We start from the raw sequence: 19,451 nt of genomic DNA on the forward strand, positions 1-19,451 counted from the left end.
CGGGATTCCGTCCCGCGGACGGTTTGGCCGTTATACGGCCTGCTATACTTCGGCCGCTTTCCGACTCCGCTTGTGAATCCATGAAACTGATCGGCTCGCTTACCAGTCCATACGTGCGCAAGGTGCGTATCGTCATGGCCGAGAAAAAGCTGGATTATCGGCTTGAACTCGAAAACGTCTGGTCCGCCGACACGCAGATCCAAACGTACAACCCCCTGGGCAAGGTGCCCTGCCTGGTCATGGAAGATGGCGGCGCCCTGTTCGATTCGCGCGTCATCGTCGAATACCTGGATACCTTGTCTCCCGTCGCCCGCCTGATTCCGCAGCCGGGCCGCGACCGCGCGGCCGTCAAGTGCTGGGAAGCCATCGCCGATGGCCTGCTGGATGCGTGCGTCACCATCGTCAAGGAAAAGCAGCGCCCCGAGGCGCAGCGCAGCCCCGAATGGATCGAACGCCAATACGGCAAGATCCACGCCAGCCTGGACGCCATGGACAAGAGCCTGGGCGACAACGCCCACTGCATGGGCATCAACTACAGCCTGGCCGACATCGCCGTGGGCTGTGGCCTGGGCTACCTGGACCTGCGCTTTGCCGAACTGGACTGGCGCGCCAACCACCCCAACCTGGCGCGCCTGTACGACAAGCTGTCGCAGCGCCAGTCGTTCGTCGACACCATCCCCAAGACGGCCTGACGCGCCCCCGGCGCCCCTCCGCACCGCTCCGGCCGCCTCGCGCGGCCGGTTTCACGTCCGGCTCAGGCCCGGAACGCCTGGCCGGCCTTGAACAGCATGTAGGCCGCCAGCGCGAACAGCAGGCAGGCGAACACCCGCTTCAGGGTCTGCACCGGCAGGCGGTGCGCCATGCGCGCGCCCAGCGGCGCGGTCAGCACGCTCACGCACACCAGCACCAGCAGCGCCGGCCAGTAGATGTAACCCAGCATGCCGGGTCGGGTCGCGCCCTCGTTCAGGCCCGACACCACATAGCCGATGCTGTTGGCCAGCGCGATGGGAAAGCCCAGCGCCGCCGAGGTCGAGACCGCGTTGTGCAGCGCCACGTTGCACCAGACCATGAACGGCACCGACAGGAAGCCGCCGCCCGCCCCCACCAGCCCCGACAGGAAGCCGATGCCGGCGCCGGCCGCGCTGGTGCCGACCACGCCGGGCATCTGGCGGCTGGGCTTGGGCTTCTTGTTGCGCAGCATGTTCCAGCCGGAATAGCCCACGAACAGCGCGAAGAACAGCGATAGCCACAGGGTGCTGAGCGCCGCGAACACCGCGCCGCCCGACAGCAGGCCGCCCAGGATGATGCCCGGCGCCATGGCCCAGACGATCGGCCACTTGATGGTGCCCTTCTGCTGGTGCGCGCGCACGCTGGAGATCGAGGTGAACAGGATCGAGGTCATCGAAGTGGCGATGGCGGCATGCACCACCAGGTCGGCCGGCATTCCCTTCCAGGCGAACAGCATCGTCAGGAACGGCACCAGCAGCATGCCGCCGCCAATGCCCAGCAAGCCCGCCGCGAACCCCGCCACCGCGCCCAGCGCCAGCAGGCAAATCACCATCGTTACATCCACATCCCTCTCCTCTCGTTGTCGGCGTGCGCCGTTTTTCATGAGCCAGGCCCCGCGAACGCGACGCCCGCGGGGCCTGGCTGGAACTGCTATCGGTATTGCGACGGCCTGTCGCGGGCCGGCGCGCCTAGACGATGATGCCGCCGCCCAGGCAGATATCGCCATCGTAAAGCACCGCCGATTGCCCGGGCGTGACCGCCCATTGCGGCTCGCTGAAGTCGAGCGTGAAGCCCGCGCTGGTCGCGTCTTCCAGGCGGCAGGCGGCGTCGGCCTGGCGGTAGCGCGTCTTGGCGCCGTATTCCCCCGCGGCGGGCGCGTGTCCGGCGACCCAGCTGACGTCCTGCGCCCGCAGCGAGCCGGACAGCAGCCAGGGATGGTCATGCCCCTGCACCACGTAGAGCACGTTGCGCTCCAGATCCTTGCGCGCCACGTACCAGGCCTCGGCCGTGCCGTCCTCGCGCTGGCGGCCCTTCACGCCGCCCACGCCCAAGCCCTTGCGCTGGCCCAGCGTGTAGAACGACAGGCCCTCGTGGCGTCCGACCTTCTGCCCCTCGGGCGTCAGGATCGGGCCCGGCTCGGTCGGCAGGTAGCGGTTGAGGAACTCGCGGAACGGCCGCTCGCCGATGAAGCAGATGCCGGTGGAGTCCTTCTTGGCCGCGTTGTGCAGGCCGATCTCGTGCGCGATGCGGCGCACTTCGGTCTTGTGGATCTCGCCCAGCGGGAACAGGGTGCGCGACAGCTGCGCCTGGTTCAAGCGGTGCAGGAAATAGCTCTGGTCCTTGGAGCCGTCCAGCGCCTTGAGCAGCTCGAAGCGCGAGCCGCCGCCCTCGGCCGCCACTTCGCGCACACGGGCGTAGTGGCCGGTGGCGATGTGTTCGGCGCCGAGCGCCATGGCGTGGTCGAGGAAGGCCTTGAACTTGATCTCGGCATTGCACAGCACGTCCGGATTGGGCGTGCGGCCGGCCGAGTATTCGCGCAGGAATTCGGCGAACACGCGGTCCTTGTATTCGGCGGCGAAATTGACGTACTCGAATTCCACGCCCACTCGATCGGCCACGCTGGCCGCGTCCAGCAGGTCCTGGCGGGTGGAGCAGTATTCGGAATCGTCGTCGTCTTCCCAGTTCTTCATGAACAGGCCGACGACCTCGTAGCCTTGCTGCTTGAGCAGCCAGGCGGTGACCGAAGAATCGACCCCGCCGGACATGCCGACGACAACGCGGCCTTTCTTGGTGGATGTTTGACTCATGATGGTGCCATTTTACTGTGGGCTGGCCGCGTCCTGCGGCTGCGGCTCGGCCGCCCGCGAGACCTCCATCAGCCAGGTCCGGAACGCTTGCAGCGTCGGCAGGTTGGCCTTCTGGTCGGGGTAGCACAGGTAGTAGCCCATGCGCGCGCGGATCGGCAGCTGGATCGCCACCGCCAGCTTGCCGTCGCGCAGCTCGTCTTCGATCAGGCAACGCGGGATCAGCGCCACGCCGAAACCGGCGGCGGCCGCCTGCGACAACAGCGCGTACTGATCGAAGCGCGCCCCTTCCAGGCTGCGCCGGGTGTCGCAGCCGGCCTGTTCGAACCAGTCGCGCCAGCCCTCCAGGGCCGAGGTGTGATGCAGCAGGGGGTAGGCCAGCAGGTCCGCCGGCGTGCTACAGCCGCCCGGAATCAGGCGCGGGCTGCAGACCGGCAGGATCTCGCGGCCGACGATGTAGTCGGCGCCGCTGCCCGGCCAGATGCCCTCGCCGAAGCGGACCGCGGCGTCCAGTTCGGGCGAGGAGAAATCGTAACCTTGCCGGTGCGGCAGGAATTCGACGTGGATGTCCGGGCGCAACCGCATGAAGGCCGTCAGGCGCGGGATCAACCAACGGGCGCCGAAGGTCGGCATACAGGTCAGGTTGAGCGTGCCGCCCTGCCCCTGGTGTGCGATCAGCTCGACGGTGGCCGCCTCGATCTGGCCCAGGCCTGCCTGCACCTTGGTCAGGTAGCTGCGGCCGGCCTCGGTCAGCACCAGTCCTTGCCTGATGCGCAGGAATAGTTCGACGCCGACGAACTCCTCCAGATGTTTCACTTGCTTACTTACGGCGCCCTGCGTGACGCACAGTTCCTGGGCGGCGCGGGTGAAGCTGCTATGCCTGGCAGCCACTTCAAAGGCCTGCAGGTCGGTGAGCGAAGGACAGAACCGTCTCATGGAATAGCGCCTCGATACCGGCAGCGCCGGACGGCTAAGTTACAAAAAGAAACTCCGCCGAAAGAGAGGCATGAAAAAAAGTCATAGCTTAAGGAGAAAGTTTCGTTTGTGCAAACTGGCCTTGCAAGAAAGAATCTTCCTGTTTGCGTCTGCCTTTTGCGCATCCGCGTTCCAATTCATAGGGGAATTCATGCAACGCCGTAATGTAGTCCTGGGCCTGTGTGTCGCCGCCGCGACCCTGGCCACGCCGCTGACCTCGGGCATCGCCCATGCCGAGGACGCCTACCCGAGCAAGCCGATCCGCCTGATCGTGCCGTTCCCGCCCGGAGGCACCACCGACATCGTCGGCCGCCTGTTCGCCGACAAGCTCGGCAAGGAACTGAACCAGACCGTGGTGGTGGAAAACCGCGGCGGCGCCGGCGGCTCGATCGGCAGCGCCTTCGTCGCCAGCAGCGCGCCGGACGGCTACACCCTGGGCATCGCCACCGTCAGCACGCACGGCATCAACCCGGCCATCTACCCGAACCTGCCGTTCGATGGCGAGAAGGACTTCACGCCGGTCTCGAACCTGGCCGCCGTCCCGAACATCATGACCATCAACCCGAAGGTGCAGGCCAAGGACATGGCCGAGTTCATCAAGCTGGCCAAGAGCCAGCCGGGCAAGCTGACGTACGCCTCGGCCGGCAACGGCTCGGTCTCGCACATGATGGGCGAACTGTTCAAGATGGCCTCGGGCACCGACCTGATGCACGTGCCCTACCGTGGCGTGGGCCCGGCGCTGAACGACGCGCTGGCCGGCCAGGTCGACGTCATGTATGACAACCTGCCGTCCACCCTGCCGCACGTGCAGTCCGGCCGCCTGATCGCCATGGCCGTCGCCTCGCCCAAGCGCGTGGCCAGCCTGCCGAACGTGCCCACCTTCGCTGAAGTCGGCCTGCCCGCCGTCAACGACGCCTCGTGGTTCGGCCTGGTCGCCCCGGCCAAGCTGCCGGCCCCGATCCTGGCCAAGCTGAACGCCGCCGTGCAGAAGGTCAGCGCCGAAGCCGACGTCAAGTCGCGCCTGGAAGCGCTGGGCGCCGAACCGGCCGCCAACAGCCCGGAAGCGTTTGCCAAGCAGATCTCGGCGGAAATCGCCAAGAACAAGCGCATCGCCAAAGAAGCCAATGTGAAGATCGACTGAGCGATCTTCGATCCCCGCCGCGCCCGCGCGGCGCGCGGGGATCTCCGATTCACGAACGCAATACCCCCATATGCGAATTACCCAACCCCTGTCCTATCGGCTCGACCTCCCGCAGCAATATCCGAACTCGGCGCCCTCGGCCCCGCTAGTGCTGGACTCCCCGCACAGCGGCACCACCTACCCGCCCGACTTCGCGCCCGCGGTTGATTTTGGCGCTTTGCGCACCGCCGAGGACACCTGGGTTGACGATCTGTGGGGCGACGCCATAGACATGGGCGTGCCCATGATCGCCGCGAGCTTTCCGCGCGCCTATATCGACGCCAATCGCGCCCCCGACGAAATCGACGAACTGCTGCTGGACCAGGCCTGGCCCGGGGCGGTCAACGCCTCGCCCAAGGTCAAGCTGGGCAAGGGCCTGATCTGGCGCATGCTGGATGACGGCACGCCGCTGTACGACCGCAAGCTGAGCGTCGAGGAAGTGACGCACCGCATCGAGGCCTGCTGGAAGCCGTACCACGCCGCCCTCGGCCAGGTGCTCGACAGCGCCCACCAGAAGTTTGGCAAGGTCTGGCACATCAACTGCCACTCCATGCCCAGCGTCGCCGGCGCCTACGCCACCGACCGTCCCGGCCTGGTCCACCCCGACTTCGTGCTGGGCGACCGCGACGGCAGCACCAGCGACCCGGCCTTCCGCGAATTCATCGCGGCCTGGCTGCGCGAGCGCGGCTACAACGTGACCGTGAACGATCCCTACAAGGGCGTCGAACTGGTGCGCGCTTTCGGCCGCCCCGAAGAAGGCCGCCACAGCCTGCAGATCGAGATCAACCGCAAGCTCTACATGGACGAGGTCAGCCTGCGTCCGTCGGCCAATTATGGCCGCCTCAAGGCCGACCTGCGCGACCTCACCGCCGCGCTGATCGACTGGACTCGCGCGCAGACGGCCTGACGCCGGACGCCTGCGCGCCAGTGCCGGCCAGCAGCCCGTTGTCAGTCTGGCCGGTATGACCGGGGCGCGAGCCCCAAAGCCCCATGGTTAACCCCATGGGGCTTTTCTTTTGGACGGCGCGCAAACTCCTCCCCTGGGCGTATATCCGTTATAACTACGGCGAACCTTCTGAGGAGAGGCGTCGATGCACATCGGGATACCAAGGGAAACCCGAGACGGGGAAACCCGTGTCGCAGCAACACCGGAGACCGTCAAGAAGTACGTGGGCGGCAAACACACCGTTGTCGTAGAGCGTGGCGCGGGCACCGCGGCGCGCTATCTGGATGAAGCCTACGAGGCCGCCGGCGCCACGCTCGGCAGTGCCCAGGAGGCCCTGGGGGCGGAGCTGGTCATGAAGGTTCGCGCGCCCTCCGCGGTCGAACTGCCGCAGATGAAGGCCGGCGCCGTGGTCATCGGCATGCTCGATCCCTTCGACGCCGAGGGCCTCGCGCAGATGGCCGCGGCCGGCCTGACCGGCTTCGCGCTGGAAGCCGCGCCCCGCATCACCCGCGCGCAGAGCCTGGACGTGCTGTCGTCGCAGGCCAACCTGGCCGGCTACAAGGCCGTGCTGCTGGCGGCCCACCACTACGGCCGCCTGATCCCCATGATGATGACCGCCGCCGGCACCCTCAAGGCCGCGCGCGCGGTGGTGCTGGGCACCGGCGTCGCCGGCCTGCAGGCCATCGCCACGGCCAAGCGCCTGGGCGCGGTGGTCGAGGCCTCCGACGTGCGGCCGGCCGCGCGCGAGCAGGTCGAATCGCTCGGCGCCAAGTTCATCGACGTGCCGTTCGAAACCGACGAGGAACGCGAGATCGCGCAGGGCGTGGGCGGTTACGCCCGCCCCATGCCGCCGGCCTGGATGGCGCGGCAGGCGGCGCTGGTGTCGGAGCGCTGCAAGCAGGCCGACATCGTCATCACCACCGCCCTGATACCGGGCCGGCCCGCGCCGACGCTGGTGTCGGCCGAAACCGTCGCGGCCATGAAGCCCGGCTCGGTGCTGGTGGACCTGGCGGTCGAGCGCGGCGGCAACTGCCCGCTGTCCGAAAAAGGCAAGGTGGTCGAAAAGCACGGCGTGACCCTGGTGGGGCTGACCAACCTGCCCGGCCTGGTCGCGACGGACGCGTCGGCGCTCTACGCCCGCAACATCCTCGACTTCCTGAAACTCATCATCAATGCGGACGGCGCGCTGGCGATCCAGCGCGACGATGAAATCGTGGCGGCCTGCCTGGTGTGTGAAGGCGGCAATGTGACGCGCGGGAGCTAACAGCATGGAAGCGATCAACCCTACCCTGATGAATCTCATCATCTTCGTGCTGGCCATCTACGTCGGCTACCACGTGGTCTGGAATGTCACCCCCGCGCTGCACACCCCGCTGATGGCGGTGACCAACGCGATCTCGGCCATCATCATCGTCGGCGCCATGCTGGCGGCGGCGCTGACCGAAGGTGGACTGGCGCGCGGCATGGGCGTGTTCGCCGTGGCGCTGGCCGCGGTCAACGTGTTCGGCGGCTTCCTGGTCACGCGGCGCATGCTGGAGATGTTCAAGAAGAAAGAGAAGAAGCCGGCCAAGGAGGACGCGAAATGATCTCGCTGAACCTCGTCACGCTGCTTTACCTGATTGCCTCGGTCTGCTTCATCCAGGCGCTCAAGGGCCTGTCGCATCCAACAACGTCGCGCCTGGGCAATGCCTTCGGCATGGCCGGCATGGCGATCGCGGTGCTGACCACCGGCGCGCTCATCGTCGGCCTGGCGCGCAGCGGCACCGCCGGCATCGGGCTGGGCTGGGTGCTGCTGGGCCTGCTGGTCGGCGGCTCCATCGGCACCCTGATGGCCAAGCGCGTCGAAATGACCAAGATGCCCGAGCTGGTCGCCTTCATGCACAGCATGATCGGCCTGGCGGCGGTCGCCATCGCGGTCGCGGTGGTGGCCGAGCCGCACGCCTTTGGCATCGTCGCCGCGGGCACGCTGATCCCCACCGGCAACCGCTTCGAGCTGTTCATCGGCACCTTCGTCGGCGCCATCACCTTCTCGGGCTCGGTGATCGCCTTCGGCAAGCTGTCGGGCAAGTACAAGTTCCGGCTATTCCAGGGGGCGCCGGTGGTGTTCGCCGGCCAGCACATGCTGAACCTGGCGCTGGCGCTGCTGATGCTGGCGATGGGCGTGTGGTTCATGCTGACGCAGGCCTGGACGCCGTTCATCATCATGACGCTGATCGCCTTCGTGCTGGGCGTGCTGATCATCATCCCGATCGGCGGCGCCGACATGCCGGTGGTGGTGTCGATGCTGAACAGCTATTCGGGCTGGGCGGCGGCGGGCATCGGCTTCTCGCTGAACAACCCGATGCTGATCATCGCCGGCTCGCTGGTGGGCTCGTCCGGCGCCATCCTCTCGTACATCATGTGCAAGGCGATGAACCGCTCGTTCTTCAACGTCATTCTGGGCGGCTTCGGCGGCCAGGCCGGCGAGGCGGCGGCGGCGGGCGGCGGCCAGCAGCGCAGCGTCAAGTCGGGCAGCCCCGACGACGCGGCCTTCCTGATGACCAACGCCGAAAGCGTCACCATCGTGCCGGGCTACGGCCTGGCGGTGGCGCGCGCCCAGCACGCGCTCAAGGAACTGGCCGAAAAACTCACCGAGCGCGGCGTGACGGTCAAGTACGCGATCCACCCGGTCGCCGGCCGCATGCCGGGCCATATGAACGTGCTGCTGGCCGAGGCGGAAGTGCCTTACGACCAGGTCTTCGAGATGGAAGACATCAACAGCGAGTTCGGCCAGACCGACGTGGTGCTGGTGCTGGGCGCCAACGACGTGGTCAACCCGGCGGCCAAGAACGATCCCAAGTCGCCGATTGCCGGCATGCCGATCCTGGAAGCCTACAAGGCCCGCACCGTGATCGTGAACAAGCGCTCGATGGCCTCCGGCTACGCCGGCCTGGACAACGAACTGTTCTACATGGACCGCACCATGATGGTCTTCGGCGACGCCAAGAAGGTGCTGGAAGAGATGGTCAAGGCGGTGGAGTGATAGGCGTGGCCTGGCGGTGCGCATGCGCATCCGCGAGGCTGCTCCCAGCCCAGGCCGCGGCACCGCACGCAGTGTCCGCGGCAACACCCACCGCGGCGTCCGCGCGATCAGGCCCGCGCCAGCTGCTCGTCCACCACTTCGATCCAGTGCCGCACCGGCGTGCTGGTGCCGCTCTGCAAGTGCCCGATGCAGCCGATATTGGCCGACAGGATCACGTCCGGCGCGGCCGGCGCGATCGCGGCCAGCTTGCGGTCGCGCAGCGCCAACGCGATGTCGGGATTCAGCACTGAATACGCGCCCGCCGAGCCGCAGCACAGGTGCTGCTCCGCAAACGGCTGCAACTCGAACCCCAACTCGACCAGCAAGCGTTCCGACAACGGCCGCAGTCCCTGCCAGTGCTGCAGGGTGCATGGCGGGTGGAACGATGCCCGCGCGCCCTTGCCCGCCAGCCGCTGGCGCAGTTGCGCCGCATGCGGCGCCACGATTTCCGCCACGTCCTTGACCCGCGCCACGATGTCCGCGGCACGCTGCGCGTAGGCCGGGTCGTGGCGCAGATGATGGGCGTACTCCTTGACCATGGCGCCGCAGCCCGACGCATTCATGACAATGGCCTCGACCGCGCCGTCCTTCACCAGCGGCCACCAGGCATCGATGTTGGCGCGCATCTGGTCCAGGGCCGCAGCCTGCGCGTCCAGGTGAAAGCTGGCGGCGCCACAGCAGCCCGCCCCCGGCGCGATGCGCGCGCCGATGCCAATGGCATCCAGCACGCGGATGGTGGCGGCATCGATCGACGGCATCATCGACGGCTGCACGCAGCCGGCCAGCATCAGCACCTGCCGCGCATGCCCCGCCACCTGCGGCAAGGCGCCGGCGGGACGACGCTCCGGCACCTTGCGCCTGAGCGCTTCCGGCAAGACGCCGCGCACCGCCTGCCCCAGCCGCATCGCGGGCCCGAACAGCGGCGACAGCATGGCCCGGCGCAGCATTTTGCGCTTGGCCTTCTCGGCCCAGGGTCGCGGCACCCGTTCCTCGACGATCTGGCGGCCGATGTCCACCAGATGCCCGTACTCCACGCCCGACGGACAGGTGGTCTCGCAGTTGCGGCAGGTCAGGCAGCGGTCCAGATGCTGCTGGGTCGACTGGGTCGGCTCGGCGCCTTCCAGCACCTGCTTGATCAGGTAGATGCGGCCACGCGGGCTGTCGAGTTCGTCGCCCAGCACCTGGTAGGTGGGACAGGTGGCCGTGCAGAAGCCGCAGTGCACGCAGCGCCGCAGGATCGCATCGGCCTCTTTGCCCAGATCGGTATCGCGGGCCCAGGCTGCCAGATTGGTTTGCATGATGCCTATAGCTCCAGGACCAGCCGGCCGGGATTGAACAGCCCCGCCGGATCGAGTTCTTGCTTGAGGCGGCGCGTGATCAGCGCCACGCCCGGCGACAGCGGATGGAACACGCCATCGGCCGGCGGCCGCGTGCCGGCCGCACGGAACAGCGTCGCGTGGCCGCCCAGCCGCTGCGCCAGTTCGCGCAGCTCGGCGGCGTCCTGCGGTCCCGACAGCCAGCGCTGACCGCCGCCCCACTCCAGCAGGGCCTGCCCGCTGCCGACCGCCGCCGCCGTCGGCGGCAAAGCCAGCCGCCACAAGGGCTGGCCCGGCGCAAAGAAAGGATGGGTCTGTTCGCGCAGCCCGCTCCACCAGGCCTGCGCGGCCTCGGGCGCCAGCGCATCACCGCCGATCACCTGCCGCGCGCCAGCGATGGCCGGTGGCGCGCCCGACAGCCGCACGTGCATCTGGCCTTCCTCCCGCACGGTCCCCACCCAGCTGGTGGCCGAGATCGGCAAGGGCTTGCCGCGCCACAGCGCGAAGCTGGCCAATGCCTGGGCCTGGGTCGCCGGCAGCACCAGCGTCAATTCCTCCATCGGCCGCGGCACGACCTTCAGCGACACCTCGAGGATTGCCCCGAAGATGCCATGGGAACCGGCCAGCAGGCGCGATACGTCGTAGCCGGCCACGTTCTTCATGACCTCGCCGCCGAACGACAGCACCCGGCCGTCCGAATCCAGCAGCTGCGCCCCCAGCACGAAGTCGCGCAAGGCACCCGCGCTCATGCGGCGCGGCCCCGACAGGCCCGCGGCCACGCAGCCCCCAATGGTGGCGGCAGGCGAAAAATGCGGCGGCTCGAAGGCCAGCATCTGGCCGTGTTCGGCCAGTGCCGCCTCCAGCTCAGCCAACGGCGTGCCGGCCCTGACCGTCACCACCAGTTCCGACGGGTGATAACTGACGATGCCGCGATACGGGGTCATGTCCAGCAGGCAATGGCCATCCTGCGGCGTCACCGGCCGGTAGTTGCCATAGAAGGCCTTGCTGCCGCCGCCCATGACGAACAGCGGCTTGTGACCGGCGCGAGCCGTCATGACCTGGTCGCACAATTCCGACAGGACGAAGTCCATAAGGGAGACGTCCTAGAAGCGTGCGAGATCCGGGAAGCGCAGCTCGCCCGCGTGTACGTGCATCTTGCCGTACTCGGCGCAGCGGGCCAGCGTAGGGATGACCTTTTCGGGATTGAGCAGGCACGGCGGATCGAATGCCCGCTTGACCGCCAGGAACGCGTCGAGTTCTTCGCGAGAGAATTGCACGCACATTTGATTTATTTTCTCCATTCCCACACCGTGCTCTCCAGTCACGGTTCCTCCCACCTGCACGCACAGTTCGAGTATGGCCGCGCCGAACTTCTCGGCGCGTTCCACTTCGTCCGGTTTATTCGAATCGAACAGGATCAACGGATGCAGGTTGCCATCGCCCGCATGGAACACGTTGGCGCAGCGCAGGCCGAACTCGTCTTCCATTTGCTCGATGGCGCCCAGCACCCGGGCGAGATGACGGCGCGGAATCGTGCCGTCCATGCAGTAGTAATCGGGCGACACGCGCCCGGCGGCGGGAAACGCGTTCTTGCGTCCCGCCCAGAATTTGAGCCGCTCGGCCTCCGAGGCCGACACCTGGCAGCGGGTGGAACCGGCCGCGCGGAAGATGGCTTCCATGCGCGCGATCTCGTGCGCCACTTCCTCGGGCGTGCCATCGGATTCGCACAGCAGGATGGCCTGCGCGTCCATGTCGTAGCCAGCGCGCACGAAGGGCTCGACCATGTGCGTCGCGCGCCGGTCCATCATCTCCAGCCCGGCGGGAATGATGCCGTCGGCGATCACCCGCGTTACCGCGTTGCCCGCGGCCTCGACGCTGGCAAAGCTCGCCATCACCACCTGGGCGCAGGCCGGCTTGGGAATCAGCTTGACCGTCACCTCGGTCACCACGCCCAGCATGCCTTCCGAGCCGATGAACACCGACAGCAGGTCCGGCCCCGGGGCGTCCGGCGCCTCAGAGCCCAGTTCGACCACGTCGCCGTCGATGGTGACCATGCGCACCCGCAGCACGTTGTGCACCGTGAGGCCGTATTTCAGGCAATGCACCCCCCCGGAATTCTCGGCGACGTTGCCGCCGATCGAACAGGCGATCTGGCTCGACGGGTCGGGCGCGTAGTACAGCCCGTAGGGCGCCGCGGCTTCCGAAATGGCCAGGTTGCGCACCCCGGGTTCAACCACCGCGGTCGCGCTGGCCAGGTCGATGTGCTTGATGCGATTGAACTTGGACAGGCCCAGCAGCACGCCCTGGCTATGCGGCATCGCGCCGCCCGACAGGCCGGTGCCGGCGCCGCGCGCCACCACCGGCGCATTCAGGCGCTTGCAGATGCGCATCACGGCCTGCACCTGTTCCTCGGTCTCGGGCAACGCCACCACCGCGGGCAATGCGCGGTAGAGCGACAGGCCGTCGCACTCGTAGGGGCGGGTGTCCTCTTCACGAAACAGCACGCAATGCGACGGCAGCGCGGCCGACAACGCCTCGACGAGTTGCTGCAACGAATAAGGCGCCGGCACTTGTGCCAGGCCGGTTTCGACCAGTGAATTCATGAGCGCAACAATAGCGCGACCGCAGGCTGGACGCAGGCCGGGATTTACCCGCATCCTGCGTACATCCAACGGCCGCGCGTGACCGCGGACGTAACCAGCCGTAAAACCCCTGCGCGCGGCGTGGACAAGCGCGCGGCGGGCAGGACCGCTCGCCATTCCCATCCCTTGGGAATTTTTATCCGCCGCGCCGGCGGGGGTTTTCCTGAGGCCGAAAAAAAACCGGCGGATCGCCCCGCCGGCTTCTTCGTTGCGCCCCTGCGGACGCCTTACCAGGACACGATCTTGCCCGGGTTGAGAATGTTGTTCGGATCGAACGCGTGCTTGAGGCTGCGCATCAGCGCCAGCGCGTCATCGCCGTGCTCTTCGGCCATGAACTGCATCTTGTGCAGGCCGACGCCATGCTCGCCCGTGCAGGTGCCATCGGCCGCGATGGCTCGGCGCACCAGGTTGTGATTGATGGTCTCGGACTCCTGCCATTCGCGCTCGCTGTCGGCGTCCAGCAGCATCAGCACGTGGAAGTTGCCATCACCGACGTGGCCGACGATGGTGTACGGGAAGCTGGCGCGGTCCAGTTCCTCGACCGTGTCGCGCACGCAGTCGGCCAGGCGCGAGATCGGCACGCACACGTCGGTGGTGCTGGCGCGGCAGCCGGGGCGCAATTGCAGGCCGGCGAAGTAAGCGTTGTGGCGCGCGGTCCACAGGCGGCTGCGGTCCTCGGGGCGCTCGGCCCATTCGAAGTCCATGCCGCCATGCTCGGCGGTGATGGCCTGCACGGTCTCGGCCTGCTCCTGCACGCCCGCCGGACTGCCGTGGAATTCAAACACCAGCAGCGGCGTTTCGCGCAGCGTCAGCTTGCTGTGCAGGTTGACAGCGCGCACGCTGGCCGCGTCCATGAACTCGACGCGCGCCACCGGCACGCCCATCTGGATGATTTCGATCACGCTCTGTACCGCGGCATCGAGCGTGGGGAAGTTGCAGACCGCGGCCGACACGGCCTCGGGCTGCGGATACAGGCGCACGGTGACTTCGGTGATGATGCCCAGCGTGCCTTCGCTGCCCACGAAGATGCGGGTCAGGTCGTAGCCGGCCGACGACTTGCGGGCGCGGCCGGCGGTGCGCACGATGCGGCCGTCGGCGGTGACCACGGTCAGCGACATGACGTTCTCGCGCATGGTGCCGTAGCGCACGGCGTTGGTGCCGGAGGCGCGCGTGGCGGCCATGCCGCCCAGGCTGGCGTCGGCGCCCGGATCGATCGGGAAGAACAGGCCGGTGCCGCGGATCTCTTCATTGAGCTGCTTGCGCAGCACGCCGGCCTGCACGGTGGCGGTCAGGTCTTCGGCGTTGACGGCCAGCACCTTGTTCATCTGCGACAGGTCCAGGCTGATGCCGCCCTGGATCGCCAGGATGTGGCCCTCCAGCGACGACCCCGCGCCGTAGGGAATCAGCGGCACGCGGTGTTCGTTGCACAGCCTGGCGACCTCGGCGACTTCCTCGGTGCTCTGGGCGAAGACCACGGCATCGGGCAGCATCGCCGGATACGGCGACTCATCGCGGCCATGGTGTTCGCGCACCGCGGCGGATTCGGAGAAGCGGTCGCCGAAGCGGGCGCGCAGGGCCTCGAGACAAGCGGCCGGCACCGCGCGGCGCAACGATTCAGCGTGCAAGGGAGCGTTCATGATCAGCGGATTCTCGGATGGGGAATCCGGATATTCTACGCCGCCCGCCTTGCTGCGCCGCAAACCGTCCGCCTGGACGGCTCGCGGCCGTTGCGGCTCATTTGCCGGAGGTAAGCGCAACCCGGCGGCGCTCCCGCACGGCATGCGCCAGGCGCTCGAGCACGGCCACCGAGGCGTCCCAGTCGATGCAGCCGTCAGTGATGCTCTGGCCGTAGACCAGCGGCGTGCCCGGCACCATGTCCTGGCGGCCGCCGAGCAGATGGCTTTCGACCATCACGCCGACAAGACGCGCGTCGCCCGCTTCCATCTGACGCGCCACGTCCTCGATCACCAGAGGCTGGTTCTCGGGCTTCTTGCTGCTGTTGGCGTGGCTGGCGTCGATCATGATGCGTTGCGCCAGGCCGGCCTTGGACATGTCCTGGCAGGCCGCATCGACACTGGCGGCGTCGTAGTTCGGCGTCTTGCCGCCGCGCAGGATGACGTGACAGTCCTCGTTGCCGGCCGTCGAGACGATGGCCGAATGCCCGCCCTTGGTCACCGACAGGAAATGGTGCGGCTGCGATGCCGCCTTGATCGCGTCCACGGCGATCTTCACATTGCCATCCGTGCCGTTCTTGAAACCCACCGGACACGACAGTCCGGATGCCAGTTCGCGATGCACCTGGCTCTCCGTCGTGCGCGCCCCGATCGCCCCCCAGGAAACCAGGTCCGCAATGTACTGCGGCGTAATCATGTCCAGGAACTCGCACCCCGCCGGCAGCCCCAGGCTGTTGATATCCAGCAGCAGCTCGCGCGCCACGCGCACGCCCTTGTTGATGTCGAAGCTGCCATCCAGGTCCGGGTCGTTGATCAGCCCCTTCCAACCGACCGTGGTGCGGGGCTTCTCGAAATACACGCGCATCACGATTTCCAGGTCCGCGCTGAGACGGTCACGCACCGGCTTCAGGCGCTTCGCGTATTCGATCGCGGCGCGGGTGTCGTGGATCGAACACGGGCCGATCACGACGATCATGCGGTCGTCCATGCCATGCAGGATGCGGTGCATCGACTGCCGGGCGGCGAACACGGTGTCGGAAGCTTCCTTGGTGCAGGCGAACTCGCGCATGACGTGCGCGGGCGGGTTCAGCTCTTTGATTTCTCGGATGCGAAGGTCGTCGGTATTGTGTGACACGGTACTGCTCCTGGGTTTCCCGCCACCGGGATCGGTCCCGGGGTTGTTCCTCAAGCTGACGGCACAAAAAAAGCCGCCAGTTCGCTGGCGGCTTTTTTGGGGGGATTCTTTCCAAACTTCAGATTGAGCGCTTCCCTTCCTCCGCCAGCGGCTTCAGAAAACCAAAAAAATAAAAGTAAAAGGCGGGGGAAGCGAATTTCATGGGAAAAGACTCTAGCACAATTTTTTCGGGCCGTCACGCCGGTTTATGACGCGGCGTGGCGGCCCTGCTGGCGGCCTGGCGCCCGGTCAGGCCGTCCCGCCGACGGTCAGGCCTTCCATGCGCACCGTGGGCATGCCCACGCCCACCGGCACGCTCTGGCCATCCTTGCCACACGTGCCCACGCCGGAATCCAGCTTCAGGTCGTCGCCGATCATGCTGACGCGGGTCATGGCGTCGGGGCCGTTGCCGATCAGGGTGGCGCCCTTGACCGGATACGTGATCTTGCCGTCTTCGATCATGTAGGCCTCGGAGGCCGAGAACACGAACTTGCCGTTGGTGATGTCGACCTGCCCGCCGCCGAAATTGGCCGCGTACAGGCCGCGCTTGACGGACGAGATGATTTCCTCGGGCGCCTTGTCGCCGGCCAGCATGTAGGTATTGGTCATGCGCGGCATGGGCAGATGCGCGAACGATTCGCGGCGGCCGTTGCCGGTGGCGGCGGTCTTCATCAGGCGCGCGTTCAGCGTGTCCTGCATGTAGCCGCGCAGGATGCCGTCTTCGATCAGCACGTTGCGCTGGGTGGCGTTGCCTTCATCGTCGATGTTGAGCGAGCCGCGGCGATCGGGAATGGTGCCGTCGTCGACCACGGTCACGCCCTTGGACGCGACACGCTCGCCGATGCGGCCCGAGAACACGCTGGAGCCTTTGCGGTTGAAGTCGCCTTCCAGGCCGTGGCCGACGGCTTCGTGCAGCAGGATGCCGGGCCAGCCGGATCCCAGCACCACCGTCATCTCGCCAGCGGGCGCCGGGCGCGCCTCCAGGTTGACCATGGCTTCATGCACGGCGCGCTCGACGTAGCCCTGCAGCATTTCGTCGGTGAAATACGCCAGCCCCAGGCGGCCGCCGCCGCCGGCATGACCCATTTCGCGGCGGCCATTGCGTTCGGCGATGACGGTCAGCGACAGGCGCACCAGCGGCCGCACGTCCGCTGCCAGGCGGCCATCGCTGCCAGCCACCAGCACAACGTCATATTCGGCCCCCAGGCCGGCCATGACCTGGATCACGTGCGGATCGCGGGCCCGCGCCATGCGCTCGATGCGTTCAAGCAGCGCGACCTTCTCGGGCGCGCTCAGGGTCGCCACCGGATCGATGTCGGCATACAGGCTGCGGCCCATTTCGGCCTCGACTTGCGCCGCCACCTTGACCTTGCCGGCGCCGCGGCGGGCGATGCCGCGCACCGCATGGGCCGAGGACAGCAAGGCGTCGGCCGAGAGCGAATCGGAATAGGCGAACGCGGTTTTCTCGCCGCTGACGGCGCGCACGCCGACGCCCTGGCTGATCGAGAAGCTGCCGGTCTTGACGATGCCCTCTTCCAGGCTCCAGCCCTCGCTGCGGGTGTACTGGAAATACAGGTCGGCATAGTCGACCTTGTGGGTGAAGATTTCGCCCAGCGCGCGCGCCATGTCGGCCTCGGTCAGCCCCCAGGGGTCGAGCAACAGCGATTTGGCGGTGGCCAGGGATGCAATAGCGGGATCGATGATTTTCATAGGACTCTGTTCGGGGGCGCCGGCGCGCACACGCGGCTGCCAGGACGCTCAAGGCTATATCGTACCGCCGACACGGGTCCGACGTCGCGCCGCTCGAATATTGTCTAGCAAGTTAACCAATTTGCGGCCGCTCCCAAACTGGCGCCAACGCTAGCCGAAAATAGGATCCTGCCGCCACGCATTGCTTCCAGCGGCCCCTGCCGACCGCAATGCAGCATGGCGGAAGACAGTGCCAAACTTGTCATACAACTCAACAACAAAATAGAGATACCGGGGAGAATGACGAAAATCTTTACACCGACATAACTTTCCCGAGAATCGGGAAGGAAAATCCGTATACCCGCTCAAATCGCTGAAATACGCGCAATGCCCCAGTCGTCCGATCTCTGGAAGATCAGTCCGAGACGATGCGGACGCGCTTTCCGAAACCGGGGTGACGCATTCTTACCTATCGCTGAAATTTCCGGATCTTTCATCCATCCGCTCGCTTCCTGAAACAAAAGCACGCAATTCCGGCGCCATGAAGTTGCATTCGTCCGCCCCGTGAACCAAAGCGGGTTTTGTTTCAATTGGTCCCAAATTTGAGAATATCATTCCCAAAACTTGTTCCTTGCGGGAACCCGCAAGACTAAAGACTCTCCGGCGGTTTTGATACAAAGTAATTAGTCCAAAACTGCGGCACTCGACCGGCAATTTCTGTATTATGCGAGGCACAACAAATAAACATAACTCCGCCGGCGATTAAAGCAGTTCCATAATCAGGAATAACCATGGCCCGAGAAACCTACGCAGCTCTGCAAGCAAAGATCGAAAAGGAAATCAACAAGCTCCAAAAGAAGGCTGAAGTCCTCCAAACCAAGCGTCGCAAGCCGGTGATCTCGTCGATCATCACGTCGATGCGCGAGTACGACATCACCCCCGAAGAGATCGCCGCCGCCTACGGCGCCGGCAAGCCTGTCCGCGCCGCCAGCGCCGGCCGCCGCAAGGCTGGCGCCGCCGGCCGCCCCGCCAACGCCGCCAAACGCGCCGTTGCGCCCAAGTACCGCCACCCCCAAACCGGGGAAACCTGGAGCGGTCGTGGCAAGGCGCCGCGCTGGCTCGCCGCGGAAGAAGCCGCCGGCGCCACGCGCGACAGTTTTCTCATCAAAGAATAAAACCTATTTTTCAGTAAGAAAAATAAAGGCGCACCATTGTGGTGCGCCTTTATTATTTTTGGCTTGCCGCCCGCGGCGGCTGAAATTTACTGAACGGGAAATTGGATTTCACGCTCGGCGCCATTATTTCCCGGGAAGTTGTCAAATATTGCACGAACCAGGTAGGGCATCATGCGGACGAAATTGTCCTGCTCGCTGAGTATGAAGGCGCTGGACCGGTAGACCTCGGCCCCGCCGCGCTGGCTGTCGTGGATCTGCAGCGAGAGCGTATTGCGCTGGGCCACCACGGGCACGTCCACCCATTCCGGGCCCCAGTAGCCGTAATAGCCGCCCCACGGACGCGGACCATAGAAGCCGCCGTAGCCATACCCGCCGTTGAAATATGGGTCATAAGGCCGCCGCACCATGACTTGCGTCTGTGCCGTGCCATAACGGAACGACACGTCGAAACGGGCCTTGGCGCCGGCCGGGGCTTCCACCAGGCCGGTGGCGCCGATACCGGCACGAACCATGTCCTGGTAGGACTGGTATTCAAGATTATTGGCCTGTGACGGTTCGGCGGGCACGAATTGATAGGTCTGGCCTTCGACGCCGGTGGGCCATTGCTGGAACGAGGTGACGCGCGCCGACACGGTGGGAGTGGCGCATCCGCTCAGCACCAGCGCCCCCAGTACGGCCAGGACGGCGGCCCAACGGCCGGTATTGAACGGTACGGAACGGAACATTTGCAACTCCTCATTGCGCGACGGCGCCCATCATACTGAGCTTTGACCGCGCGGGCCGCCGAAAGTTTACGCTCCCCCGGGG

17 protein-coding genes are annotated in these 19,451 nt (G+C 66.4%); 7 read left to right on the top strand and 10 right to left on the bottom strand.

What is annotated here, in order from left to right; translation table 11 throughout:
• Positions 1–80 precede the first annotated feature (80 nt).
• On the top strand, positions 81–692 hold the full coding sequence (locus HV742_RS16365) for a glutathione S-transferase (RefSeq protein WP_049072515.1): 612 nt from the start codon (positions 81–83) through the stop codon (positions 690–692).
• A 62-nt stretch (positions 693–754) separates the two neighbouring features.
• Here HV742_RS16365 and HV742_RS16370 read toward each other — a convergent pair whose 3' ends face one another.
• The 3 genes from HV742_RS16370 to gcvA form a co-directional block, all read right to left on the bottom strand.
• A complete protein-coding gene (locus tag HV742_RS16370) occupies positions 755–1,573 on the bottom strand; it encodes a sulfite exporter TauE/SafE family protein (protein ID WP_049072514.1) in 819 nt (272 codons plus the stop codon).
• Between the two features lie 124 nt (positions 1,574–1,697).
• Complete coding sequence (mnmA, locus tag HV742_RS16375) at positions 1,698–2,816, bottom strand: tRNA 2-thiouridine(34) synthase MnmA (RefSeq protein ID WP_059269656.1); 1,119 nt, start codon at positions 2,814–2,816, stop codon at positions 1,698–1,700.
• Between the two features lie 12 nt (positions 2,817–2,828).
• Positions 2,829–3,749 (bottom strand): transcriptional regulator GcvA, encoded by a 921-nt coding sequence (gcvA, locus tag HV742_RS16380; RefSeq protein WP_049072512.1) that lies wholly within the window; start codon positions 3,747–3,749, stop codon positions 2,829–2,831.
• A gap of 190 nt (positions 3,750–3,939) precedes the next feature.
• On the opposite strand from gcvA, the gene HV742_RS16385 reads away from it, so the two are divergent.
• The 5 genes from HV742_RS16385 (at position 3,940) to HV742_RS16405 (ending at position 8,936) form a co-directional block, all read left to right on the top strand.
• Complete coding sequence (locus HV742_RS16385; RefSeq protein ID WP_049072511.1) at positions 3,940–4,929, top strand: Bug family tripartite tricarboxylate transporter substrate binding protein; 990 nt, start codon at positions 3,940–3,942, stop codon at positions 4,927–4,929.
• 70 nt (positions 4,930–4,999) lie between these two features.
• Positions 5,000–5,875, top strand: coding sequence for an N-formylglutamate amidohydrolase (locus HV742_RS16390; protein ID WP_047992307.1), 876 nt, complete (start codon positions 5,000–5,002; stop codon positions 5,873–5,875).
• Positions 5,876–6,059: 184 nt separating this feature from the next.
• A complete protein-coding gene (locus HV742_RS16395) occupies positions 6,060–7,178 on the top strand; it encodes a Re/Si-specific NAD(P)(+) transhydrogenase subunit alpha (RefSeq protein ID WP_059269655.1) in 1,119 nt (372 codons plus the stop codon).
• Between the two features lie 4 nt (positions 7,179–7,182).
• Complete coding sequence (locus HV742_RS16400; protein WP_049072509.1) at positions 7,183–7,500, top strand: NAD(P) transhydrogenase subunit alpha part 2; 318 nt, start codon at positions 7,183–7,185, stop codon at positions 7,498–7,500.
• Positions 7,497–8,936 carry an NAD(P)(+) transhydrogenase (Re/Si-specific) subunit beta gene (locus tag HV742_RS16405; RefSeq protein ID WP_175145905.1) on the top strand — a complete coding sequence of 480 codons (1,440 nt, stop codon included), beginning with the start codon at positions 7,497–7,499 and terminating at the stop codon, positions 8,934–8,936. The genes HV742_RS16400 and HV742_RS16405 overlap by 4 nt, the downstream gene beginning before the upstream one ends.
• A 107-nt stretch (positions 8,937–9,043) precedes the next feature.
• Here the strand turns inward: HV742_RS16405 and glcF are convergent, their stop codons facing one another.
• The 6 genes from glcF to tldD form a co-directional block, all read right to left on the bottom strand.
• A complete protein-coding gene (glcF, locus tag HV742_RS16410; RefSeq protein ID WP_175145906.1) occupies positions 9,044–10,273 on the bottom strand; it encodes a glycolate oxidase subunit GlcF in 1,230 nt (409 codons plus the stop codon).
• Positions 10,274–10,278: 5 nt separating this feature from the next.
• On the bottom strand, positions 10,279–11,382 hold the full coding sequence (gene glcE, locus HV742_RS16415) for a glycolate oxidase subunit GlcE (protein ID WP_169536414.1): 1,104 nt from the start codon (positions 11,380–11,382) through the stop codon (positions 10,279–10,281).
• Positions 11,383–11,394: 12 nt separating this feature from the next.
• Positions 11,395–12,894 carry an FAD-linked oxidase C-terminal domain-containing protein gene (locus tag HV742_RS16420; protein WP_175145907.1) on the bottom strand — a complete coding sequence of 500 codons (1,500 nt, stop codon included), beginning with the start codon at positions 12,892–12,894 and terminating at the stop codon, positions 11,395–11,397.
• A gap of 266 nt (positions 12,895–13,160) precedes the next feature.
• Entirely contained in the window at positions 13,161–14,570 is a 1,410-nt protein-coding gene (locus tag HV742_RS16425) for an FAD-binding oxidoreductase (protein ID WP_175145908.1), read from the bottom strand.
• Positions 14,571–14,667: 97 nt separating this feature from the next.
• Entirely contained in the window at positions 14,668–15,741 is a 1,074-nt protein-coding gene (aroG, locus tag HV742_RS16430) for a 3-deoxy-7-phosphoheptulonate synthase AroG (RefSeq protein ID WP_049072502.1), read from the bottom strand.
• 288 nt (positions 15,742–16,029) lie between these two features.
• Positions 16,030–17,490: a metalloprotease TldD gene (tldD, locus tag HV742_RS16435; RefSeq protein WP_049072501.1), complete on the bottom strand. Its 1,461-nt coding sequence runs from the start codon at positions 17,488–17,490 to the stop codon at positions 16,030–16,032.
• 770 nt (positions 17,491–18,260) lie between these two features.
• Here tldD and HV742_RS16440 point away from each other — a divergent pair.
• Entirely contained in the window at positions 18,261–18,644 is a 384-nt protein-coding gene (locus HV742_RS16440) for an H-NS histone family protein (protein ID WP_049072500.1), read from the top strand.
• Positions 18,645–18,730: 86 nt separating this feature from the next.
• On the opposite strand, the gene HV742_RS16445 is transcribed toward HV742_RS16440, so the two are convergent.
• On the bottom strand, positions 18,731–19,369 hold the full coding sequence (locus tag HV742_RS16445) for a DUF4136 domain-containing protein (RefSeq protein WP_175145909.1): 639 nt from the start codon (positions 19,367–19,369) through the stop codon (positions 18,731–18,733).
• Positions 19,370–19,451 lie beyond the last annotated feature (82 nt).

This window comes from Achromobacter ruhlandii (assembly GCF_902859695.1).
Lineage (GTDB): Bacteria > Pseudomonadota > Gammaproteobacteria > Burkholderiales > Burkholderiaceae_B > Achromobacter > Achromobacter ruhlandii.

What these genes read in the sequence shown, in the direction of transcription:
- HV742_RS16365 (WP_049072515.1), top strand. Translation starts at nt 81, where the DNA reads ATGAAACTGATCGGCTCGCTTACCAGTCCATACGTGCGCAAGGTGCGT.
- mnmA (WP_059269656.1), bottom strand. Translation starts at nt 2,816, where the DNA reads ATGAGTCAAACATCCACCAAGAAAGGCCGCGTTGTCGTCGGCATGTCC.
- gcvA (WP_049072512.1), bottom strand. Translation starts at nt 3,749, where the DNA reads ATGAGACGGTTCTGTCCTTCGCTCACCGACCTGCAGGCCTTTGAAGTG.
- HV742_RS16385 (WP_049072511.1), top strand. Translation starts at nt 3,940, where the DNA reads ATGCAACGCCGTAATGTAGTCCTGGGCCTGTGTGTCGCCGCCGCGACC.
- HV742_RS16390 (WP_047992307.1), top strand. Translation starts at nt 5,000, where the DNA reads ATGCGAATTACCCAACCCCTGTCCTATCGGCTCGACCTCCCGCAGCAA.
- HV742_RS16395 (WP_059269655.1), top strand. Translation starts at nt 6,060, where the DNA reads ATGCACATCGGGATACCAAGGGAAACCCGAGACGGGGAAACCCGTGTC.
- HV742_RS16400 (WP_049072509.1), top strand. Translation starts at nt 7,183, where the DNA reads ATGGAAGCGATCAACCCTACCCTGATGAATCTCATCATCTTCGTGCTG.
- HV742_RS16405 (WP_175145905.1), top strand. Translation starts at nt 7,497, where the DNA reads ATGATCTCGCTGAACCTCGTCACGCTGCTTTACCTGATTGCCTCGGTC.
- glcF (WP_175145906.1), bottom strand. Translation starts at nt 10,273, where the DNA reads ATGCAAACCAATCTGGCAGCCTGGGCCCGCGATACCGATCTGGGCAAA.
- glcE (WP_169536414.1), bottom strand. Translation starts at nt 11,382, where the DNA reads ATGGACTTCGTCCTGTCGGAATTGTGCGACCAGGTCATGACGGCTCGC.
- HV742_RS16420 (WP_175145907.1), bottom strand. Translation starts at nt 12,894, where the DNA reads ATGAATTCACTGGTCGAAACCGGCCTGGCACAAGTGCCGGCGCCTTAT.
- HV742_RS16425 (WP_175145908.1), bottom strand. Translation starts at nt 14,570, where the DNA reads ATGAACGCTCCCTTGCACGCTGAATCGTTGCGCCGCGCGGTGCCGGCC.
- tldD (WP_049072501.1), bottom strand. Translation starts at nt 17,490, where the DNA reads ATGAAAATCATCGATCCCGCTATTGCATCCCTGGCCACCGCCAAATCG.
- HV742_RS16440 (WP_049072500.1), top strand. Translation starts at nt 18,261, where the DNA reads ATGGCCCGAGAAACCTACGCAGCTCTGCAAGCAAAGATCGAAAAGGAA.
- HV742_RS16445 (WP_175145909.1), bottom strand. Translation starts at nt 19,369, where the DNA reads ATGTTCCGTTCCGTACCGTTCAATACCGGCCGTTGGGCCGCCGTCCTG.